We start from the raw sequence: 20257 nt of genomic DNA, 5'->3' as shown, positions 1-20257 counted from the left end.
CAGGGGTGAACGGGTCGGCTAGCGACCCGGCGAGTCAGCGTTCCTGTCGTGCCGGTACAGACGCACCAGCAGTACGATCAGGGTGATGAAAATCATCAGGGTGGAGACCGCGGCTATGGCCGGGTCGAGGTTGTAGCGCAGCCCGTCCCAGATGCGTTTGGGCAGGGTGATGACGTTGAGGCCGCTGGTGAACAGGGTCACCACCACCTCTTCCCAGGACAGGATGAAGGCCATGAAGAAACTGCCGGCCAGGCCCATCCGCACGTTTGGCATCAGTACCTGGCGGATGGTCATCCACAACCCCGCACCCAGGGAACGCGAAGCCTTGTACAGGCTGGTGTCGAGTCGGCTGTAAGCCACCAGCATGGCGATCAGCGAGTACGGCAGCGCCATCATCAGGTGACCGAAACCGACGCCCAGCAGGGTGTCGAGTTGCTTCACTTTGGCGCCCAGGTAGTAGATCGACATGGCCGAGACCACCTGCGGCACGATCATCGGCAGCATCACCACCGCCGTCAGTGCGATGCGATAGCGCGGCTCCAGCCAGATCCCGGTGGCAAACATGAACGCCAGGGCAGTACTGATCACACCCACCGCCAGCGCCAGGCCGAGGCTTTGCAGGATCGAACTCAGCCAGGCGCCACTGAGTAACTCAAGATAATGCCGCAGCGACCAGGCGCCGTCCGGAAAGGCCAGGTAGCGCTGGTCGCCGAACGACAGCGGCACGATCACCAGGATCGGCAGCAGCAAGAACAGCGCGGCCATCAGCAGGCCGGTGCAGGACAGCGCTTTGGCCAGGTCCATGCGCGGTTTGAATCGTGTCAGGGTTTGCGGCCTTGCGGCCGGTCGACTCACAGCAGGCACCGTGTTCATGCGGTTCTCCCGGTCAAACGTGCGAAGCCGAGCAGTTTGCCGAACACCAGCGCGCAAACCGCGACCATCAACATCAGGACAATGCTCAGCGCCGCACCCAGCCCCCAGTTGGACAACTGGAACATCTGGATGTAGATGCTCTCCGCCAGCATCGCCGCCTTGCCACCGCCCAGCAGTGCCGGGGTGACGAAGCAACCGAGACTGAACACGAACACCGTGGCCGAGGCCGCCGCGACACCGGGCAGCGTCAGCGGGAAAAACACATCCTTGAGCGTGGCCCAGCGCCCTGCCCCGAGGCTGCTCGCCGCCCGCAGCAGACCGTCGTCGATCTGGCGCATGGACGACAGCAGCGGCAGCACCGCGTAGGGCACCATGAAGTGGACCATGCCAATCAGCGCCCCGGTTTCATTGCGTACCAGCGCCAGCGGTTCATTGACCAGGCCCAGGGTCAGCAGGCTGTGGTTGATCAAGCCGTCGTTGCGCAACAGCACCAACCAGGCGAACGCCCGAATCAGCATCGACAGCCAGAACGGCAACAGCACGAACAACTCGATAAACTGCCGCCCGCGCCCCGAGGCGAAGCGCCAGCGGTAGGCAATCAGGTAGGCGATCGCCACGCTGATCAGGGTGGTCAGCAAACAGATGCGCAGGGTCCGCCAGATCACCGTGTGGATGGTCACGCTGTCGACGATGGTCGCGTAATGCTGCACGCCGGGTTGCGGCAGGCTGAGACTCCAGCCCAGCACACCGAGCGTCGGCAGCAGGTAACCGAGCAGGATGATCACCGGCAACGGAAGGATCAGCAGCGCGTAGATACGCAACGTGCCTTGGGCGCTGATTCGCATATCAACCCCCGATCAGTGCCAGATAACGTTCGAGCGTCTCGCCGTAATGATCGGCGTACCACAGGTTGTTCATCGACACCTGTTTGCTCAGGTTCTGCGGCGCCGTGGGGTTGATGCGTTGCAGCTCGGGCGAGAGCAGCTCGTTCACCTTCGAGTCCACCGGTCCCATGTTGTAGACCTCCATCAACCTGGCCTGGACTTCCGGGCGCAAGGCGTAGGCGATGAACTTCATGGCGTTGGCAGCGCCGGCGGGATTGTTCTTCGGCACCATCCACACCGAAGGCGCAACGATGGCGTTGTCGAAGGTCCAGTCGACCGCACCGCCGGTGTCGTGTTTGACCAACTCGGCGCGGGTGTGCCACATCTGCCCCATGCTCGCTTCGCCGTCACGCAGCAGTTGCTGGGATTCGGCACCGGTGGCCCAGTGGGTGACCACGTGGGGCATCAGCTCCTCGATCTTGCGCAAAGCGCGGTCGACGTCCAGCGGGTAAAGCTGGTCCGGGGCCACGCCGTCCGCGAGCAAGGCGCATTCGAGGTTGGCACTCATCCATTTGTACAGCGTGCGCTTGCCCGGGTATTTCTTCACGTCCCAGAAATCCGCCCAGCTTTTTGGCGGATTGGCCCCGAAGCGCTTGGCGTCGTAGCCGATCACATAGCTGTAGGTGTAGTTGGCCAGGCCGAACTCGTGAATGTCGCCGTAACCGATCAACGAGCGGTCGACCACCGAGTAGTCGATGGGGGTCAGTACGCCCTCCTTGCCCAAGCGATAGGAGGAATACATCTCGCCGTCGCACACGTCCCAACGCACCGCACCGCTGTTGACCTGGGTCTTGACCGCACCCTCGGTAGGGCCGCCACCATCGACCTGCAATTTCAGGCCACTGGCTGCGGCGAAGTCCAGGTAACTCTTTTCGAACGCCGGGACCGCATCGCCGCCCCAGTTGGACACCACCAGCGAACCACCGGCGGCAAATGCACTGCGCATGGGTCCCATGCCGGCCATTGCCGCCATGACCATCAGGGCCTGGTTGAAACTGCGCCGACTGATCGAACCGGTTTCCAGGCGTTCGCGGGCGATGTCCAGGGTGTCATCGATAAAGCGTTGTGTGTCTTTCATCCTCGGTATCCCATGCAAAGGTGGTGGGCAGGTGAACGATCGTTTTTATGGGGTGTTTTCTTGTTCGGTTTTTTACTGCGAAATCAGGTGACCGTGCTGTTGCGACCAGGCACACCAGTACGCCTGCCCACGCTGCAAATCGTTGACCAGCGGGTGGCTGACCGGAATGCGTAGCGCCAGGGATTGCGCGTCGTCCAGGCGCATGTCGAGGTGCACGTGGGTGCCCAGGTAAGTGAGTTTTTCCATGCGCGCGACCACACCATTGCCGGCACCGGCCTTGGCGAAAGGCTGCAGGTCGACATGTTCCGGGCGGATCGCCAGCCATGCCGGATCAAGGTGGGAAGCAAGGTGCGTGGTTGCTTGAGTGAGGGTCAGGGGGCGGCCGTGGTAGTCGCAGACCAGTGCATCGTCCTGACGGCGGATGCCCTGTACCCCCAGCAGGTTCATGTCGCCGAGGAAGTTGGCGACGAAACGGCTGGCCGGACGCTCATAGACTTCCTGGGGCGTGCCCAGTTGCTCCAATCGTCCCTGGTTGAACACGGCGATCCGGTCAGACAAGGCCAGGGCTTCTTCCTGGTCATGGGTGACGAAGACGAAGGTGGTGCCGAATTCCTTGTGCATGCGCGCCAGTTCCACCTGCATCTCCTGGCGCAGACGTCGATCCAGCGCTGACAGCGGTTCATCGAGCAACAGCAATGAGGGTTCGAACACCAGCGCCCTGGCGAGTGCCACCCGCTGCTGCTGGCCACCGGACAACTGTTTGATGCCGCGCTGGCCCTTGCCTTGCAAACCCACTCGCTCGAGCATCTGCCCGACTTTTTCGGTGATCTGTGCGGCCGGGACTTTGCGCACCTTCAGCGGGTAGGCAATGTTCTGTTCCACGGTCATGTGCGGGAACAGCGCGTAGCCCTGGAACACCACTCCGAAATCACGCTGATCGGCGGGCAGATGGGTGATGTCGACGCCGTTGCGCTCAATGCGACCTTCGCTCGGCTGTTCGAAGCCGGCGAGCATCATCAGCGTCGTACTTTTGCCCGAGCCGGAAGGCCCGAGCAGGGTCAGGAATTCACCGCGCTTGATCGACAGACTCAGCTCGCCCAGAGCGCGGGTTTCCCCGTAGGTCTTGCCCAGTCGTATCAAATCGACAAAGTGTTCTTGCGAAACCGACATGCGACTTCCCTCTCAGGATCGAACAAGTTGACTGACGCCTGGGGTCATCTTCATGACAAATCAGATTGACATCAAATGATTTGTTTTCTAGGTTTCATGTGAATTTAACTAACCGAAAATCAGCCTGAACATGGCCATCAAAGCGACCCGCCGACTGCCCTCCCTCATCGCCCTGCGTGCCTTCGATGCACTGGTCCGCCAAGGCAGCACCGGTGGCGCCGCGCTGGAATTGCACGTCACTCACAGTGCGATCAGCCATCAGATCAAGAAGCTCGAAGAGGAGCTGGAAGTCGCCCTGGTCGAGCGCCAGGGCAAGGGCGTGCACCTGACGTCGGCGGGGCGCAAGCTCAGTCAACTGGTCAACGGCGCCTTCGAGCAACTGCGCGACATTCACAGCGCCCTGCCCACCTCGACGCCTTCAGGCAGTTTGAGGATCGCCTGCGCCCCGGCCTTGCTGGCGCGGATCTCGAAAATCCTCGATCGTTTTCTGCGCGACTATCCCGATGTGTCGCTGTACCTGCTGCCCATCGAGCAGGCGAACCAGAGCACCGACATCGTGATTTCCTTCGGCGACAGCGAAGTCGAAGGCCTGCGCATCGCCGCGCTGGGCGACATCATGTACTTCCCGGTGGGCAGCCCGCGCCTGCTCAATGGCGCCGAACCGCTGCGCAAACCCCGGGACCTGGAAAAGCAGGTGCTGCTGCACGAGGACGATGGCTACGACTGGAGCCGCTACTTTCTCGCGGCGGGCATCCCCAGCCTGCAAGGCCGGCAGAACATCTACCTGCCCAACGCGGCATTGACCATCGATGCCGCCATCGCCGGCACCGGCATCACCATCAGCGACCACATTCTGGCCGGCGAACAGCTGGCCCAGGGCACCCTGATCCGCCTGTTCGATATCGAGTTCCCGGCGCCGCACCCGTACTTCATCATCCTGCCGCCACGGGGCGCCAACGAGCTGTCCAAGGCGTTCGCCGAATGGCTGATGGGCGAGCTGGAAATGATTGCGCGGGTGGGTTGAGTGCACCGGCAAGGTTGACGAACGGTCATGCGAGTGTTCAGATGCCGCCCTGTTTCAGGTGCCCCCTGCCGCCGTGCATGGGGTGAAACGGGAAACCGGTACGCTTTCGAGCAAGTCCGGTGCTGCCCCCGCAACGGTATACGCGTGATGCTTTCGACACACCACTGTGGCCAGACGGCCATGGGAAGGTGAAAGCCTCCAGACGCGTGAGCCCGGAGACCGGCCTGAAATGTCTGTTTGGCAAAATCCTGCGGTGGGCGGGCATGGGCCGGTGTCGGCGCGTGCGCGATGCCTTCTCCTGCATGCTCTTCTGCGAAGATCCTTTTCGAGAAGACTATGATTCAGCGTTTCAATTCCAATACGCCAACCCTGCTGCTCGGCTGCCTGTTCAGCCCCTGGCTGCTGGCCGAAGACAAGCCCCTGGAACTCGATCAACAGATCGTTTCGGCGCCCTCGGTGGAGTCCACCACCGTCGCCGAGATGGCGCGCTACGGCAGCAAGGTCGAGATCGTCACTCGCGAACAAATCGAACGGGCAGGCCCGGACGCCGATGTCACCCGCGTGCTGCAACAGTTCGTGCCGGGCCTGTATGTCGCGCCGAAAAACGGCCCGTTCGACTACGGCACTTACTCCCTGCTGGGCGGGCGTGACGGCGACACGCTGATCCTGCTCGACGGCGTGCGCCTGAACAACCGCCTCTACGGCGGCCTGTACCTGGACACCCTGCCGGCCAATGCCATCGAACGCATCGAAGTGCTCAAGGGCGGGCAAAGCCTGCTGTTCGGCACCGAAGCGGTGGCGGGCGTGATCAACATTGTCACCCGCAGCCCGCAGAGCCGCGTGGCTTCCGGTGAACTGAACCTCGGGCTGGACTCCTTCGGCGGCAACAGCGGCGATGCCAGGGCAGAGCAGATTTTCAGCAACGGTTTCGGCGACCTGGGCCTGCTGGCCTACGTCAGCCACAACGTCTCCGACGGCTACCAGCCGTTTCGCAACAGCGACATCAAGAACAGTTCCGACAAGGACCGTGGCTACGAAGTCACGACCTTCGGCGCCAAGGCGATCCAGTCCTTCGGTGACGACGCCCGGCTGCAACTGTTCTATCAGTATTCAGATGCCAACCTGGACTTCGCTCGCCCGGTCAACGACCACAAGACCACCAACGACCGTGTCCAGCAAATCGCCACGGCGACCTTCGAACACAACCTCAGCGAGCGCCTGAGCTATTTCGTCAAAGGCCATATCAACGATTGGGACACCCGCTACACCCGCATCAACAACGTCGAGGGCGGTGGCACCAAAGTCATCAACGACAACGACTATTGGGGCTTCACCGACTGGGGCATGCAGGTCGAAGGCAAGGCCGTTTTGCCCGGTGAGCATGTTCTGGTATTCGGCACCGACAACCAGTGGTTCAAGGGCCAGGATGACGTGATGGTCATCGACAATACCCAGGCCGAAGCCCATGCGCTGTACACCCAGCTGCGACCGAACATCGAGGCGCTGCCGAACTGGCACCCGAGCATCGGCGTGCGTCACGAAGCCATGAGCGGCGGCGATAGCGCCACGGTCGGCATGCTCACCTCGCTCTACGACCTCAGCGACAACTGGGCGCTGCGCGGCCAGTACGGCAGCGCCTACAAGCTGCCCAATGCCGAGCAACTGTTCGTCAACGAGCCGGAGTTCGAGATGGGTAACCGCAACCTGAAACCGGAGAAAAGCCGCAACGCCGAACTGGGCGTCGACTACCGGGGCAGCCTGTTCCAGCGCGAACTGAGCGCCAGCGTCACGCTGTACAAACGCAAGATCACCGACCTGATCACCCTCGACGATATCCAGTGGGTCAATGGTGAGGGTGAGGTACGGATGCGCGGCTTCGAAGCAGACGCACGCCTGGCGCTCAACGAGCAATGGAGCCTGCAGGCCGACGTGACCCGCAACCTCACCGAGTCCCGCGCCGGGGTGACCATCAACAATGTGCCGAGCTTCTTTGCCCGTTCACGGGTCGGCTATGAGTCGGTTGACCGCCTGTGGGGTGCCGGTGGTGCGATCCGCTACATCCGCGACGTCACCAGTGCGCAACGGGTCGAGTATGGGCATTACTCGGTGGTCGATGCCGATGCCTATCGCTACCTGGACAACGCTCACCAGCATCGCCTGAGCCTGCTGGTGGAAAACCTGTTCGACCGCGATTACGTCACCAGCCGTGCCAGCAACGTCGACAACCTCGGCCGCCCATTCACCTCCGAAGTACGTTACACGTACCGTTTCTGATGACCGAACCCAGCGATCCGCAGACCGTCGTCGACAGCCACCCGGACTGGTCGCACATCCCCGAACACGCCCATCACGTGTTCCTCTGCACCGGCCCGCGCTGCACCCAGCGCGGCGCCTTGCAACTGTGGAAGAAGCTGCGCCGGCAGTTGCTCGAACACCAGCGCATCGAAGTGCCTGGGGGCGTGTTGCTGACGCGCACTCACTGTCAGTTCCCGTGCAACCTGGGACCGGTGCTGACGGTGTACCCGCAAGCCTGTTGGTACCGGGTCAGCAACGAAGCCGAAGCCATACGGCTGGTGGACGTGCACCTGGTGGGCGGCGAAATTGTCGAGGACATGTTGATCAGGGAGCGCCGATGAAACGCGCAGGGTTCGTCTTGAGTGCAATGCTCTGGGCCACATCGGCACTGGCCGACGGTTACAGCAACTGCGGCCAGCGCTGGTCCCTGCCCCACTCGCCACCGTCGCGCATCGTCGCCCTCAACCAGCACGCCGCCGACCTGCTGCTCGCCCTCGACGCAGGGCCGGCACTGGTGGGCGTGGCCTACCTGGACGACAACGGTGCCGCACATCGCCAGGGCGAGTATCTCGGTGTACCGGTGATTGCGCCGCGCTATCCGTCGAGCGAAGTGCTGTATGCGCAAAAGCCGGACCTGGTGGTCGGTGGTTTCGCCAGCGCCTTCGACGCCGGCGTCACCTCGCGTATCGGTCTGGCGGGCAACGGTATCGGCTCGTACTTGCTGGAGTCGGCCTGCGTCGGTCATTCCCTGGACTTCTTCGGGCACATTCGTCATGACCTGTTGACCCTGGGCCGGCTGTTGCACAAATCGCAAAAGGCCCGGGCGCTGATCGATGCCATGGACGCCGACCTTGCCAGCGCCAAGGCACTGACCGGCACGGGCAAGCCGCTCTCGGTGTTTTATCTGGACAGCGAGGTCAACGGCCTGGACAGCGAAGGCCAGCGAGGTTTCATGACAGCGCTGCTGGCCGCCGCCGGTGCGCGCAACGCCTTCGACGGTATCAATCAGTACCGTGTGACCGTGAGCAGCGAAACCCTGTTGATCACCGACCCCGACGTCATCGTGCTGGCCGATGCCCTGTGGTCCCCGGCCAGCCGCAAACACCAATTGCTGAGGCGGGACCCGGTGTTGTCGAAACTGCGCGCCGTGCGCGAGAACCGTCTGATCGACATTCCGTTCACCCATCTGGTGCCAAGCGTCGCCAGCGGTCGGGTCGCCCTCGATCTGGCCAGACAGTTCGAGGCGCTGCAAAAGCAATAACCGTTGCCCGGATCCCGGCAGACAGACGGCACAAGCAGACCAGTGGACTCGGCGCAGGCAAAAAAAGTAATCTGCGGTGCACCCGAAAATGCGACGGAGTATGTCGCCCGACAGCTAGAGCACAAAGGGAGTTTGCACCGTGACTGAAGACACCAGGACCAAAGGACCCGCTTCGTACTTCCCGTCCATCGAGCAGAAATACGGACAGCCGATCAACCATTGGCTGGACCTGCTCAAGACCGTCAGTGACAAAAAGCACATGGAACAGGTGGCGTGGCTCAAGACCGAGCACGGCATGGGTCATGGCCATGCCAATGCGCTGGTGGCCTACCACCTGGCGGCGGGCAAAAAGGCCTGACGTCACTCATCTACCTGCTGACAAGGATGGGTTCATGCAGGGATTCATCATTCGAAGTGCACAACCGGGCGACGGTCAGGCCGTTTTCGATGTCACCCGCCAGTCGATTGCCGAGTTGTCCAACGGCTTGTATTCGCCGCAGCAACTCAGCGGCTGGATGGGCGAAAGGACTGCGGACTTCTACGAGCAACTGATCCACCGCGGGCAGATGGTCGTGGCCCTGCTGGCGGGCCGAATCGTCGGTTTTGTCGATGCCGAACCCGGCGAGGTGACGCGGCTGTTTCTCCTGCGCGAAGCGTCCGGCCACGGCCTGGGCGCACATCTGCTCGGGATCGGCCTGGAAAAGGCCCGGGGGCCGGGCATTCAAACCATCAGGGTAGAGTCGACCTTGAATGCCGAAGGCTTCTATCAACGCCACGGTTTCGTCACCCGCGAGCGGGGTTTCTTCAGCCATGGCCTGGGTGGAGAGCCGATCGCTATCATTCATATGGAACGGCACGAGGATGTACAGGATGAGCCGCACCCGGCATGTCTGCCTGATGGCGAACTATAACCAGTGGATGAACGCGAAGGTCTATGCCGCGGCCGGCAGCCTGCCGGACGAAGCCCTCACGCGGGACCGCAAAGCCTTCTTCGGCTCCATTCTCGGCACGCTGAATCATCTGGTGGCGGCGGACATCATCTGGTTGAAGCGTTTTGCCACGCACCCGGCCAATCACCCGACGTTGGCGGCGCTTGAGCAACTGCCTGTGCCCAGGCGCCTCGATGAGTTGCTGTTCACCAATTTCCGTGAGCTGGCGGCGCAACGGCTGTGGCTCGATCAACTGATCATCGATTGGTCCGCCTCGCTGAGCGAGCCGGACCTGGATCACCTCCTCCATTACGCCAACACCCGGGGCATTCCCGCGGATCGGCACTTCTACAGCCTGCTCATGCACTTCTTCAACCACCAGACACATCACCGCGGGCAGGTCACCACCCTGCTCACCCAGGCGGGGGTGGATACCGGCGATACCGACCTGTTGTTCCTCGTGCCCAACGAGCCCGGCGCGACCTAGCGTTCAGCGGTGTTGCAACGCATAGCGACGACAGTGTTCCAAATAGCCTCGTTCGTGGCTGGCCACCAGCTGCACGACACTCGACCAGAGCCAGGACGGCGCATCGAGGGTCTTTGAGCGGCAGGATTGCAACTCGGTGATCCAGGACAAGCGCGTGGCCATGTCCATTTGCCGTGCATGGGCCAGCCCCACCACCCGCGCCAGATACCCGGCAGCCAGCATCGCCTCGGTCTGGCTCAGTTGATCCAGCTCCAGCTTCATGTCCTGGGGCAGCAATTCACGGATAAAAAATCCGTCGTCGAGCACCCGCGTGGCCAGCATTCGATTACCCAGGCCCGGCGACAGAAACCGCGCGCCCTCCACTACCCGCTTGCCGTTGTCCCTGGGCATCGCCGCCCTGGCGACACGGGGCGCTGCGGCGGCGATGGCTTGCTTGACATCAATCAGGCAGTAGTCCTGATCCTCTCCTTCGCCTATCCCCAGCAGCACCGCATAGCGTTTGAGCCCCAGCGAACTGCAGCCCTTCACCCAGTAAGCCGAGTCGAGCAATTGCACCTTGTCGTCGTTGGACCGCCCCTTGAGCGCGGTCACCAGCGTATGGATTTGCGGCGTGGCACACAGGGTCTTGAGCGCCGCACGCTCGGGTTTGGACAGCGACCAGAAGTGTTTGCCCAAAGGGATGGTGGGCCGGGTATTTTCAATGCGTTCCCGGGCCAGGTGCTTCCACGTCCGTTGCACGGCATTGCGCATGCCGGCTTTCACCTGCGCGGGCCTGGGCGGCTCCGCCTCGACATCCTCCTGAAAGGCCAGCTCATACCCGACCATCATTTCTTCGAGCATGCGCGCGGTGGCAACACCGGGCAGATCGGAGCCGCGAGCCGCCGTGGCCAACGACAGTGCCAGCCTCACCAGGTCATGGGCAGGGTTGCCGATGACGGTCTGATCGAGGTCACGGATATGGATATCGGTGCGGCCTTTCAAGTCACCCGTCGGCCCGAGGTTCCCGGCGTGGCAATCGCCGCAGATCCACACGGCCGGCCCTTTGGGCAGGCGCCTGCCAGGTTGGCTGTGCAGCCACTCGTAAAACTGCACCGTACTGCCCCGGACATAGGCGTGGGCGGATCTCGCCATTTTCAGATTTTTAAGGTGGGAAAGTGTTTCCAGACGCGCCGACGGTCGAGGTGTTTTCATGAAGTCTTCTTGCAAGGGACTGTAGGCTGTTGACCCTTGCGCTCGTGTAAATGTTTCAAATTATTTCAGCGTGTTCAGTGCCCCGACTTTTTCTCTACCCCCGGTTTTCGACTTGCAGCTCCCCCAGCAGAAACGCCAGTGATTCCGGGGCCCCATCATGGGTTCGTGGCGAGCGCTGGTCGTCCCACGGCATCGCGTCCGCCGTGCAGAAGTCGCCAATACACTCAGCATCCAGCTTGCCATCGAGCAGCCCCAGCGGAATCCAGTAGTAAGGCGAATCACGCAGGACGTTCGGCACAGTCGAGCCGCATTGCGCGCAGAAGTCGTTCCTGTAGCCAGTGGGCTTTAGCCAGCTCTTGACTACCTCCTGCCCTGCTTCCCAGCGAAAGTCGGGCGCTTTGACCAGCGTGGCGAGATTGTGGCCGACCCCGGTTTGCTTGCGGCACAGAGTGCAATGGCAGCGATAAAAGAATCGAGGCTCAACTTCGAGGGAAAAACGGACGGTACCGCACAGACACTGCCCTGTTGCCATGTGAATCTCCTTTGTAGTGCAGATTATCGAGCGCTTCAGCCCGAAAGCGTGGGCTATTTTTACCGGCTCCTGTGTTCACGAACCAGAAAAATAATACGCCGGGTCGCTGCTGGATAAGCAAAAGCCCCCAAGCAATAGCCTCAGGGGCTTTTAGCCTTTTGCTCAGTAAAATCGCGCCAGTGGCCTCCCAAACCGTAAAAAACCATCAACCCGACTTAACGGGCACACACTTCAAACTTGAAGTACTTCTCCTGCAGGCGCTTGCAAGTGCCGTTGGCATTGACGGCGGCAATGGCCGAGTTGAATTGCTCCTGCATCGCCTTATCGCCTTTGCGTACTGCAATCCCGTTACCGTCGCCAAAGTATTTCGGATCATCGAAGTCAGGCCCGACGACCGTATAACCTTTGCCAGCATCGGTATTGAGGAAGCCTTCGTAAATGTTGACGATATCGGCCAGTCCAGCGTTCAGGCGGCCTGCCACCAGGTCCAGAAAGAGCTGCCCCTGGGATCCGTAACGCACCACCTCGACGCCTGAAGGAACGAGAACGTCAGAGGCAAAGCGGTCGTTTGTGGTGCCCTGCTGTACGCCGACTTTTTTCCCTTTGAGATCAACCAGCGGATCATTGATGACGGAGCCCTGCTTCATGACCAGTCTGGCCGGCATGCTTCGATAATACTGCTGGGTGAAATCCACGGATTTAAGGCGCTCAGAAGTAATCAACATGGAAGAAAGAATGGCATCTATCTTTCTGACTTTAAGTGAGGGAATCAGGCCATCGAACTCTTGTTCCACCCACACACATTTGACCTTCATTTCGGCACAGAGCGCGTTGCCCATGTCGTAGTCGAAACCTGCCGTGCCGCCATCGGATGTTTTATACGAAAACGGAGGGTAACTGGGCTCAATGCCAATGCGCACAACTTTCGACTCTTCAGAAAATGCCGACGCTGAAATGCAGACGAGCGCAAACAGCCCGATCAACTTGACCATCGCCATGATGTAAGTTCCTGTTTTTATTTAAATGTAGGCAGTGCCAATCTCAAACCGCTTTAGCCTTTGAATCGTCGCATCACTTCCGATCTCGGTAGGCGCCCGCATTTCCCCACGAAGCACCCAATACGTTAAGAATCATTCTGCCAGCGATAATGCACGTCATGGCATTGCTCGCATCGAAACTGGGTGCAACTTCCACGACATCCATGCCTACCACTTTGCATTTCTGCGACACGGCCCTTAACAGCGGCGCAATCTGCTCAAAACGCAAACCACCCGGCGACGGCGCCAGAACACCAGGCATGCCGGAAGGGTCCAGCCCGTCTGCGTCGACGGTGATGTAGACGGCTGCGCCTTGCGGGATCGTGGCAAGCACCGGTTCGATACCGCAGGCGTGAATCTGTTCTGCCGTGAAAATCCGCGAGCCGTATTCCTGCGCCGCAAGAAACTCTTCGCGCCTGGCGCTCCCCGTCCCGCGCATGCCGATCTGTGTCATCCCGCAAATCCACGGTTTTTCGCTGGCCCAGCGTAACGGGCTGCTATAGCCGCGACGAACGCCACTGACCTCGGCTCGCCAGTCGAGATGAGCATCGATATGGAGGATGTGTACGGGAGTCTGCAAGACCGCCAAGGCATCCAGGGCCGGGATGGTGACCCCATGATCGCCGCCCAGGATAAACACCTGTGCACCATCGCCCCAGAGACTGGCCAGCAACTCGGTCACCTGCAGGGCATGTTCGTCATAGCTGCCGTTGGTCCAGGGCATGTTGCCGAAATCGACGCAGTGGGCTGGCAACACACTGGACAGTTCAGCGCCCAGATCAAAATCCCAATGCTCCTGGCCATCACAGAACTGCCCGGATTGCCAACGTATGGCATCCGGTGCTCGCGCCTGGTCATTGGGGTGCGGGTTGCCCGGATAGGGCTCACTGTGGGGCAACCCGAGCAGTGCCACTTGCGTCGGCCGAGCCCGTGCGACAGTTGCGATGGGCCAGTTCAGAAAGGGGCGAACGGGGGCTTGGGTGGTTTGCATGTTCATCGGTGAGGTCTCCTGTGGAAGGCATCTAGGCTCATTGAGTAGACGCAAGGCCGCAGGTATCCTCAAGCTAAATAAATTGGTTCATCTTTAAAAAAACTAAACCAGGGACGCCATGCTCGACACCCGTGATCTGATGACATTTCTGGCCGTCATCGAGGAAGAAAGCTTCGAAGCGGCCGCACGCGTCCTGCATGTGACGCCCGGCGCCGTGTCTCATCGGATCAAGCAACTGGAAGAAAGCGTCGGCACGCTGCTGGTCAAACGACTGCTGCCGACCCAGGTCACATCCGCCGGGGAAGTCGTGCTGCGACTGGCACAACAGATGCGCATGCTGCAGACGGACGCCCGGCAGGAGTTGAGCGAAGCCAACAGCACGGTCAACGCCCGTGTCACGATTGCCTTGAACGATGACTCACTGTCGACCTGGTTTCTGGCCGCCATCTTGCCGGTGATCAAGGCGCACCATGTGTCGCTGGACCTGCGCATGGGGGATCACGAACATACCAACCAACTGTTGCGCGACGGTACTGCCATCGCCGCCATCACGACCGATCCGAAACCGGTCAGAGGCTGCGCCATCAAGGCGATCGGGACCATGCGCTACAAGGCGGTAGCGACTCCGGAATTTCAGAAAGAATACTTTCCCCAAGGTTTTACACAGCAGGCTGTGGAACAGGCTCCGACCATCCTGTTTGATCGGCAGGACAGCATGACGGAGCGTTTCTGCCTGCAGCTATTTGGCCAAAGCTTGCAGATGCCCGTTCATTACATACCCAGTTCGCGCAACCTGATCGAGGCGACGAACATGGGACTGGGCTGGAGCATGGCGCCGGAAATATTGATCAAGGATGAGTGTGAAAGTGGACTTCTGGTCGAGCTCGCTCCCGAGCAGACACTGGATATCCAGCTGTACTGGCAAGCCTTCAAACTCAACACTCACTTACTCAAGGAACTCACCCAAAGCATCGCCATCCCCATCAATGCCTGATGGACGGCTAACGGGCACTGGACCCGAGCCACTCGATAAACTCATAGACCTCAGGTCGATTCCGACTACTTTCACTGCAAACAGAGTAGTAGTTATGCAGCGCCGGAACACTCAACGTGAACGGTTGCACCAGTCGCCCTTCATCCAGGTCTTTCGCCGAGACGACCTCGTCACTGAGGGCAACGCCAAAACCTTCGCGCGCGGCTTCAAGCACCAGGCCGAAGTCTTCGAAATGAACGTCGTTGTAGTCGCGCTCATGACAACGCGCCTCGGTGAGCCAGCGCCGCCATTGCGAGCCGTCGTCTTCATGCAGCAAGCGATGATGGCTCAGGTCGTCAAGGTGACGCAGGCCCCGGTCCCCACGAAGCAACTGGGGACTGCAGACCGGGGTCATGCGTATCCCATGAAGCAACCGCCACCAATAACCCGTACCCGGTGGCGTGCCATACATCACCGCGACATCCGCCCGCCGCCAGTCAACCTGGCCGTAACTGCGTTCGTTGATGACATTGAGCTTGATGTGGCGATGCTCATCCATGAACGTGAACAAGCGTCTGGCCAGCCAGCCGAGGCCATAGGAGCCAGGGATGGACAAGGTCAGTGGCTGCACTTGGTCTGGCGAAACAGTCGCATTGCGTAGCGCAGAGACACCGGCACCAATCTCCTTGATCGCACTGGCCACGTGCTTCTGCAGGACCTTGCCACTGTCGGTCAGCACCAGTTGGCGGCCCTGCTTGACCAACAAATCCATGCCGAGGCTGGCTTGAAGCGCCTTCAGTTGCTGGCTGACAGCGCCTGCGGTGACATGCAGTTCATCGGCCGCCGCACTGATATTGCCCAGCCGGGCAACGCACTCGAAAACCTTGAAACTGTGCAGCGGCGGTAAGCTCATCGGTGGCAGCCTGATTGAGTCGAGGGTGAATGCCCGGCAGGTAATAACTGATCGCTCGAACTCCGTCAACGATCACCGACAAATCTGACAGCCCCGAAAGTTTAGTTTTTCTAAGTTCATAACCTTTAGTATTTATCGATTGATTAGCCGTTGCGCATTCGTTTGACTGGTGCCCCCACCACCTGGAAGTTTCACCGATGAAATTCAATAATAAAAAGGCCCTGCTTACCATTACTTTGGCGAGTGCGCTTGTTTTAAACGCAAACGCAGAAAACACCGACAAAACCAACTCAAGCTTTGTTGTTCACAAACTAAGCGATAGTCTTTATGCCATTGGCGAACCCAACTATTACCAGGCAAATTACTCTTACCTGATTGTCGGCACCGACAAGGCCTTGATGCTGGATGCCGGCGCCAACCAGAAGGAAGACATCACCCAGGTCGTCAAGAGCATCACCCGCAAACCCCTGTCCGTTCTGCCATCGCACTTGCACTTCGACCACATCGGTGGGCTGCACAACTTCGACAGCATCTACTTGCTGGATACCGCCTTCACGCGCCAGTTCAAGCAGAAAGACGGGCTCTATCATGTGCCCGAGTCAGTTTACCTGGGCAACTTCGATCACTTTGTACTGCAACCCTTCAAAGTGTCGCGATTGGTCAAGCCCAATGAGGTGATCGACCTGGGTGGCGTCAAACTGAAACTGCTCGGTGTGCCCGGTCACACCGAAGATGAAGTAGCGCTCTATGACGAAAAGAATAATGTGCTGCTGTCAGGCGACCACCTTTATCCGTCGTCGCTCTTCGTTGGCAACATTAAGGATTATGTTGCCTCGGTTTCGGCCACCCTGAACATCATCAACAAAGATACGGCCATCTATGGTGCCCACGCTGGCTCAGACCCGACCCAGGTGCCAAGAATGACCTACGAAGAGATCGAGCTCATCCGCGACAAGATGAAAGCCGCGCAGGACAAGACAGCCACGCCAGAGCCTTTCTCCGGTTCGGATCTGGTCAGGAGCACGCATCTTTACAAGGTCGACAAAGAAGTCAGCATTTACTCGGACATTGAATTCAACGACGGCAGAAAATTCGGTTATTGATGCCGCTCACCCCGCCAGCGGCTCGGCACTGTTCACAAACATCAAGGCCGTGGTGATGCAGCACTTCTCGGCTCGTTTGGAACTGAAGGCCTGATGGTCGAGGGCCCATTCGAGCCAGAAGCCGTCGATCAGTGCGGTGATGGTCAGTGCCGCGCCCTTGGCATCGATTTTGGTGCCGTTGTCCTTGGCGATGGCCTTGAACACCGCTTCCAGTTCCTTGCGGTAATCGGCATAGAGCTTCTTGTTCAGCTCGCGCAATTGGTCCGAAGACACCGCCGCGCCCCAGAAACCCAGCCAGGTGGTCAGCGTGAACTCGTTGAAAATCTGCCCGCGAAACGAAGAACGGATGATCGCCAGCAGGCGGTCTTCGGAGGTGCCGCCCTGGGTTGCCATGAACTTGCGCGTCTCTTCGCGCAACTGATCGGTCAACTCCTGGTAGGTCGACAACATCAACTCTTCCTTGCTGGAAAAGTGATGGCCGATCAGGCCGATGGACACGCCCGCCTGGGCACAGATGCGTTCAAGGGTGCTGCCGCTGTGGCCATAACGGGTGATGCATTGCATCGTCGCCTCGATGATGGCCTTGCGGCGCATCTCCGGCTCAATGCGTGTCCGGCGTTTCTTCGGTTCCACCACTTCAGACTCACTGCTCATTCATCAACCTGTGCTTTACGGGGCGTCTATCGATTTGGACGAGGCGCCAATTTAGCAACTTTTTGCCAGGCCGGTCGCAGGAAATCCGCAGATCTGAAGTTTCAACGCTGGAGGTGAAGTACAGAAATAAAAAACTCACCGCCCATTGCTGGCGGTGAGTCATGGGCAGCGAGGTCAGTTGGCGGGCAGCGCGCTTTCCAGATCCTTGTCCAGGTGATCGATCTGCGCCAGTTCCTGCTGGATGTTCTGCGAGCGGCACAGCCAGTAGTAAACCAGTGCGGAAACCACCAGCCCGATCAGCATGCTGATGTCGGCACCATCGAGCAGCGTGGTCACGTAACCGGTGTACAAACCGGTGCTGGAAAACGGCAGCATGGCCACAAACCCGGCGATATAGGCGCCGATGCCGCGCCAGTTCCAGCGCCCGTAAATGCCGTCTGGCTTGAAGATCTCGGTAATGGAAAACTTGCCGTGACGCACCTTGTAGAAGTCCACCAGGTTGATCGCCGTCCATGGGGTGAACAGGTACAGGAGGATCGCGAGGAAATCACCGAAATCCTTGACGAAATTGTCCGAGGCCGTCATCGCGATGGCTATCGCGGTGCCGCCCACCAGCAGCATCGAGGCGATGCGCTTGAGCAAGGTCGAGGTCTGGCTCTTGATCGTGTCGGCAATGCTCAACAGGGTGATGGAGGCGCCGTAGAAGTTCTGCGCGGCGCTGGTCACCAGGCTCAGAACAGCGAGGATCAACAGGAACTCACCAAAACCGCTGAAGAGCATGTTGCCCAGCATCACCAGGCCTTTGGCCAGATTTTGTCCCGGGCTCAGTGCCGCCGCCAGAGCACCGATCAACATCATCCAGACGCCACCAATCATCGCGCCCAGGTAGGTCCACCAGAACGACGACTTGACGCTGACATTCGGCGGCAGATAGCGCGAGTAGTCGGAGACATAAATCGCCCAGCTCAACTGATAGGCCGCGGCAACAAAGAACTGCGCGAGGAACGGCGTCGCCTTGAACCCGGAAACGCTCAACTGCTCGGCCGGCAGTTTGACGAAGAACAATAGCCCGGCGGTGAACACCAGCATCACCGCGATCAGCACGAATGCGAGGACTCGCTGCACCTTGTGAAAGGTGTTGTAACCGGCAATCGCCATGATGATCGCCAGCAACGAAAAGGCGATCGCCGAGCCTTGTTCCGGCGCGTTGAACAGTTCATGCAGGGTTTGCCCGACCAGCAACTGGTTGAAGGCGTTGTAGCCGACGTAGGTGGCGATGGCCACTACGTACACCAGCAACGCCCCCAGATAACCGAACTGCGGCCGTGATTGAATCAGCTGCGGCAGGCCCATTTGCGGGCCCTGGGTCGAGTGACCGGCCATGAACAGGGTGCCGAAGGCGCAGCCGAGGAAGATCGCCACCGCCGACCAGAACAGGTTGGCGCCCATACCGATGCCGATGATGCCGACGGCCAGGGTGGTCAGGTGCGCCTCGCCGCAAAACCAGATCGGCCACAGGTGCCAGGCCTTGCCGTGGCGCTCGGCGAGCGGGACGTAATCGATGGAGCGTGTTTCAAGGTTCAGGCGTCCTTTGGACGAGGCTTCGCTGGAGACAGACATCTCGGTTGCACCTTTTATTGTTGGTTTGATTGCACGGCAAAACGTTGAAATGCGTGGTCAGTCGCGACCCTGATCGATGGCCTGGGCCAGCAGGATCTCGAGATCTTGCAGGGTGCTGTCGCGGGGGTTGGTCAAGCGTGCGGGGTCGCCCATGGCCTTGCGTGCCACCGCGCTGATGTCCGCGTGATTGACACCCAGTTCAGACAGCGACTTGGGAATATTCAGGCGGTCGAGCAAGGTGCAAATGGCGCTGTAGAAGGTCTCGAAGCGCGCATCCGGCAGGTCCATCGCCTGGGCGACCGGCTTGAGCCTTGGCATGATCTCGGCCCGGTTGAAGCGCAACACCACCGGCAGGATGATCGCGTTGGTTAGACCGTGGTGGGTGTTGTAGGTGGCACCGACCATGTGACTGAGCGCGTGCACCAGCCCCAACCCCTTGAGAAAGCCGACACCCGCCAGGCACGAGCCAATCAGCATCTTGCCCCGGGCTTCGAGGTCCTGCCCCTGGTGGACGGCCGTGTCGATCGAACTCCAGAGCAGGTTCAGCGCCTGCAACGCTGCACCGTCGCTGAGCGGGTTGAAATTGGGCACAAAGTAGGCTTCCAGTGCATGAATGATCGCATCGCAACCGGTCCATGCCGTGAGGTTAGCCGGCAGGCTCCGGGTCAGTTCCGGGTCGAGGATCACCGCTGCCGGTCGCGCTCGCGGGTGCCACACACAGCCCTTGATGCCACGAGCGGTGTCGGTGAGCATCGCCGTGCTTTCGGTTTCGGCACCGGTCCCGGCGGTGGTCGGGATGGTGATCACCGGCGGGAAATCGGCGGCACTGAAACCACTCGGCACCGGCTTATCGAAATCGAATGTCCACAGATCGCAGCGGGTTTGCCGGGCAATCAGGGCCACGGCCTTGCCGCCGTCCAGACCACTGCCGCCGCCCAGGGCGATGATGCCGTCGGCCTCCCATGCCTGATAAGCCGCCGCGCCGGCGATCACCGAGGTGTCCGTGGGGTTGGGTTCGATCCCGCCGTACACCCCGCACACCAGGCCGGCATCGGTCAGCGCCTGTTGCATCTGGCCCACGAACGGCAGGCTCAACGAGCCCTGGTCAGTGATGATGATCGGCCGGGAGATGTTGAATGCCCGGCACAGTTCCACCAATTGGTGACGGGCTCCCGGGCCATACTCCATCGGCAACGGCACGGTCCACGTTTGCCGGTTCAACGCTGATAGATTGTTTTCCAT

At 60.2% G+C, this 20257-nt stretch carries 21 protein-coding genes and 1 riboswitch; of the genes, 9 read left to right on the top strand and 12 right to left on the bottom strand.

What is annotated here, in order from left to right; translation table 11 throughout:
* Window positions 1-18: 18 nt before the first annotated feature.
* From EIY72_RS11880 to EIY72_RS11865, 4 genes are all read right to left on the bottom strand, one after another.
* The gene (locus EIY72_RS11880) at window positions 19-873 is read right to left on the bottom strand and encodes an ABC transporter permease (RefSeq protein ID WP_197678839.1); all 855 of its coding nucleotides are present in this window, start codon (window positions 871-873) and stop codon (window positions 19-21) included.
* Window positions 870-1718: an ABC transporter permease gene (locus EIY72_RS11875; RefSeq protein WP_093222907.1), complete on the bottom strand. Its 849-nt coding sequence runs from the start codon at window positions 1716-1718 to the stop codon at window positions 870-872. Before EIY72_RS11875 ends, EIY72_RS11880 begins: the two co-directional genes overlap by 4 nt.
* A gap of 1 nt (window position 1719) precedes the next feature.
* Window positions 1720-2835, bottom strand: a complete 1116-nt coding sequence (locus EIY72_RS11870) for an ABC transporter substrate-binding protein (RefSeq protein ID WP_093222910.1) — start codon at window positions 2833-2835, stop codon at window positions 1720-1722.
* Between the two features lie 72 nt (window positions 2836-2907).
* Window positions 2908-4005 (bottom strand): ABC transporter ATP-binding protein, encoded by a 1098-nt coding sequence (locus EIY72_RS11865; protein ID WP_093222913.1) that lies wholly within the window; start codon window positions 4003-4005, stop codon window positions 2908-2910.
* A 130-nt stretch (window positions 4006-4135) separates the two neighbouring features.
* Between EIY72_RS11865 and EIY72_RS11860 the strand changes: the two genes are divergently transcribed.
* The 7 genes from EIY72_RS11860 (at window position 4136) to EIY72_RS11830 (ending at window position 10001) form a co-directional block, all read left to right on the top strand.
* On the top strand, window positions 4136-5029 hold the full coding sequence (locus EIY72_RS11860; protein WP_093222916.1) for a LysR substrate-binding domain-containing protein: 894 nt from the start codon (window positions 4136-4138) through the stop codon (window positions 5027-5029).
* Between the two features lie 39 nt (window positions 5030-5068).
* A riboswitch (cobalamin riboswitch) is annotated at window positions 5069-5271 on the top strand.
* A 94-nt stretch (window positions 5272-5365) separates the two neighbouring features.
* On the top strand, window positions 5366-7303 hold the full coding sequence (locus EIY72_RS11855) for a TonB-dependent receptor plug domain-containing protein (RefSeq protein ID WP_093222919.1): 1938 nt from the start codon (window positions 5366-5368) through the stop codon (window positions 7301-7303).
* Window positions 7303-7665 carry a (2Fe-2S) ferredoxin domain-containing protein gene (locus tag EIY72_RS11850; protein ID WP_093222922.1) on the top strand — a complete coding sequence of 121 codons (363 nt, stop codon included), beginning with the start codon at window positions 7303-7305 and terminating at the stop codon, window positions 7663-7665. The genes EIY72_RS11855 and EIY72_RS11850 overlap by 1 nt, the downstream gene beginning before the upstream one ends.
* Window positions 7662-8585 (top strand): ABC transporter substrate-binding protein, encoded by a 924-nt coding sequence (locus EIY72_RS11845; protein WP_093222925.1) that lies wholly within the window; start codon window positions 7662-7664, stop codon window positions 8583-8585. Before EIY72_RS11850 ends, EIY72_RS11845 begins: the two co-directional genes overlap by 4 nt.
* Window positions 8586-8724: 139 nt before the next feature.
* Window positions 8725-8943, top strand: a complete 219-nt coding sequence (locus tag EIY72_RS11840) for a DUF4287 domain-containing protein (protein ID WP_093222928.1) — start codon at window positions 8725-8727, stop codon at window positions 8941-8943.
* 34 nt (window positions 8944-8977) lie between these two features.
* Window positions 8978-9496, top strand: a complete 519-nt coding sequence (locus EIY72_RS11835; RefSeq protein WP_093222931.1) for a GNAT family N-acetyltransferase — start codon at window positions 8978-8980, stop codon at window positions 9494-9496.
* Window positions 9456-10001, top strand: coding sequence for a DinB family protein (locus EIY72_RS11830; RefSeq protein ID WP_093222934.1), 546 nt, complete (start codon window positions 9456-9458; stop codon window positions 9999-10001). Before EIY72_RS11835 ends, EIY72_RS11830 begins: the two co-directional genes overlap by 41 nt.
* A 3-nt stretch (window positions 10002-10004) precedes the next feature.
* On the opposite strand, the gene EIY72_RS11825 is transcribed toward EIY72_RS11830, so the two are convergent.
* The 4 genes from EIY72_RS11825 to EIY72_RS11810 form a co-directional block, all read right to left on the bottom strand.
* Entirely contained in the window at window positions 10005-11192 is a 1188-nt protein-coding gene (locus EIY72_RS11825; protein WP_093222937.1) for a DUF2252 family protein, read from the bottom strand.
* Window positions 11193-11286: 94 nt separating this feature from the next.
* Window positions 11287-11724, bottom strand: coding sequence for a GFA family protein (locus tag EIY72_RS11820; protein WP_093222941.1), 438 nt, complete (start codon window positions 11722-11724; stop codon window positions 11287-11289).
* A gap of 215 nt (window positions 11725-11939) precedes the next feature.
* On the bottom strand, window positions 11940-12722 hold the full coding sequence (locus EIY72_RS11815; protein ID WP_093222944.1) for an ABC transporter substrate-binding protein: 783 nt from the start codon (window positions 12720-12722) through the stop codon (window positions 11940-11942).
* A 73-nt stretch (window positions 12723-12795) separates the two neighbouring features.
* Window positions 12796-13758 (bottom strand): arginase family protein, encoded by a 963-nt coding sequence (locus tag EIY72_RS11810; protein WP_093222947.1) that lies wholly within the window; start codon window positions 13756-13758, stop codon window positions 12796-12798.
* A gap of 112 nt (window positions 13759-13870) precedes the next feature.
* Between EIY72_RS11810 and EIY72_RS11805 the strand changes: the two genes are divergently transcribed.
* Window positions 13871-14746 (top strand): LysR family transcriptional regulator ArgP, encoded by an 876-nt coding sequence (locus EIY72_RS11805; protein ID WP_093222950.1) that lies wholly within the window; start codon window positions 13871-13873, stop codon window positions 14744-14746.
* A 7-nt stretch (window positions 14747-14753) separates the two neighbouring features.
* Here the strand turns inward: EIY72_RS11805 and EIY72_RS11800 are convergent, their stop codons facing one another.
* Window positions 14754-15638 carry a LysR substrate-binding domain-containing protein gene (locus tag EIY72_RS11800; protein ID WP_093222953.1) on the bottom strand — a complete coding sequence of 295 codons (885 nt, stop codon included), beginning with the start codon at window positions 15636-15638 and terminating at the stop codon, window positions 14754-14756.
* A 197-nt stretch (window positions 15639-15835) separates the two neighbouring features.
* Between EIY72_RS11800 and EIY72_RS11795 the strand changes: the two genes are divergently transcribed.
* Complete coding sequence (locus EIY72_RS11795) at window positions 15836-16741, top strand: MBL fold metallo-hydrolase (protein WP_093222956.1); 906 nt, start codon at window positions 15836-15838, stop codon at window positions 16739-16741.
* 6 nt (window positions 16742-16747) lie between these two features.
* On the opposite strand, the gene betI is transcribed toward EIY72_RS11795, so the two are convergent.
* The 3 genes from betI to EIY72_RS11780 form a co-directional block, all read right to left on the bottom strand.
* On the bottom strand, window positions 16748-17395 hold the full coding sequence (gene betI, locus EIY72_RS11790) for a transcriptional regulator BetI (RefSeq protein WP_093222959.1): 648 nt from the start codon (window positions 17393-17395) through the stop codon (window positions 16748-16750).
* A gap of 174 nt (window positions 17396-17569) precedes the next feature.
* The gene (locus EIY72_RS11785; protein WP_093222962.1) at window positions 17570-19015 is read right to left on the bottom strand and encodes a purine-cytosine permease family protein; all 1446 of its coding nucleotides are present in this window, start codon (window positions 19013-19015) and stop codon (window positions 17570-17572) included.
* Between the two features lie 57 nt (window positions 19016-19072).
* A complete protein-coding gene (locus EIY72_RS11780) occupies window positions 19073-20257 on the bottom strand; it encodes an iron-containing alcohol dehydrogenase (protein ID WP_093222965.1) in 1185 nt (394 codons plus the stop codon).

This window comes from Pseudomonas vancouverensis (assembly GCF_004348895.1).
GTDB lineage: Bacteria > Pseudomonadota > Gammaproteobacteria > Pseudomonadales > Pseudomonadaceae > Aquipseudomonas > Aquipseudomonas vancouverensis.
Note: the sequence above shows the minus strand (reverse complement) of the source record. Positions and strands in the feature narration are given on the sequence as shown.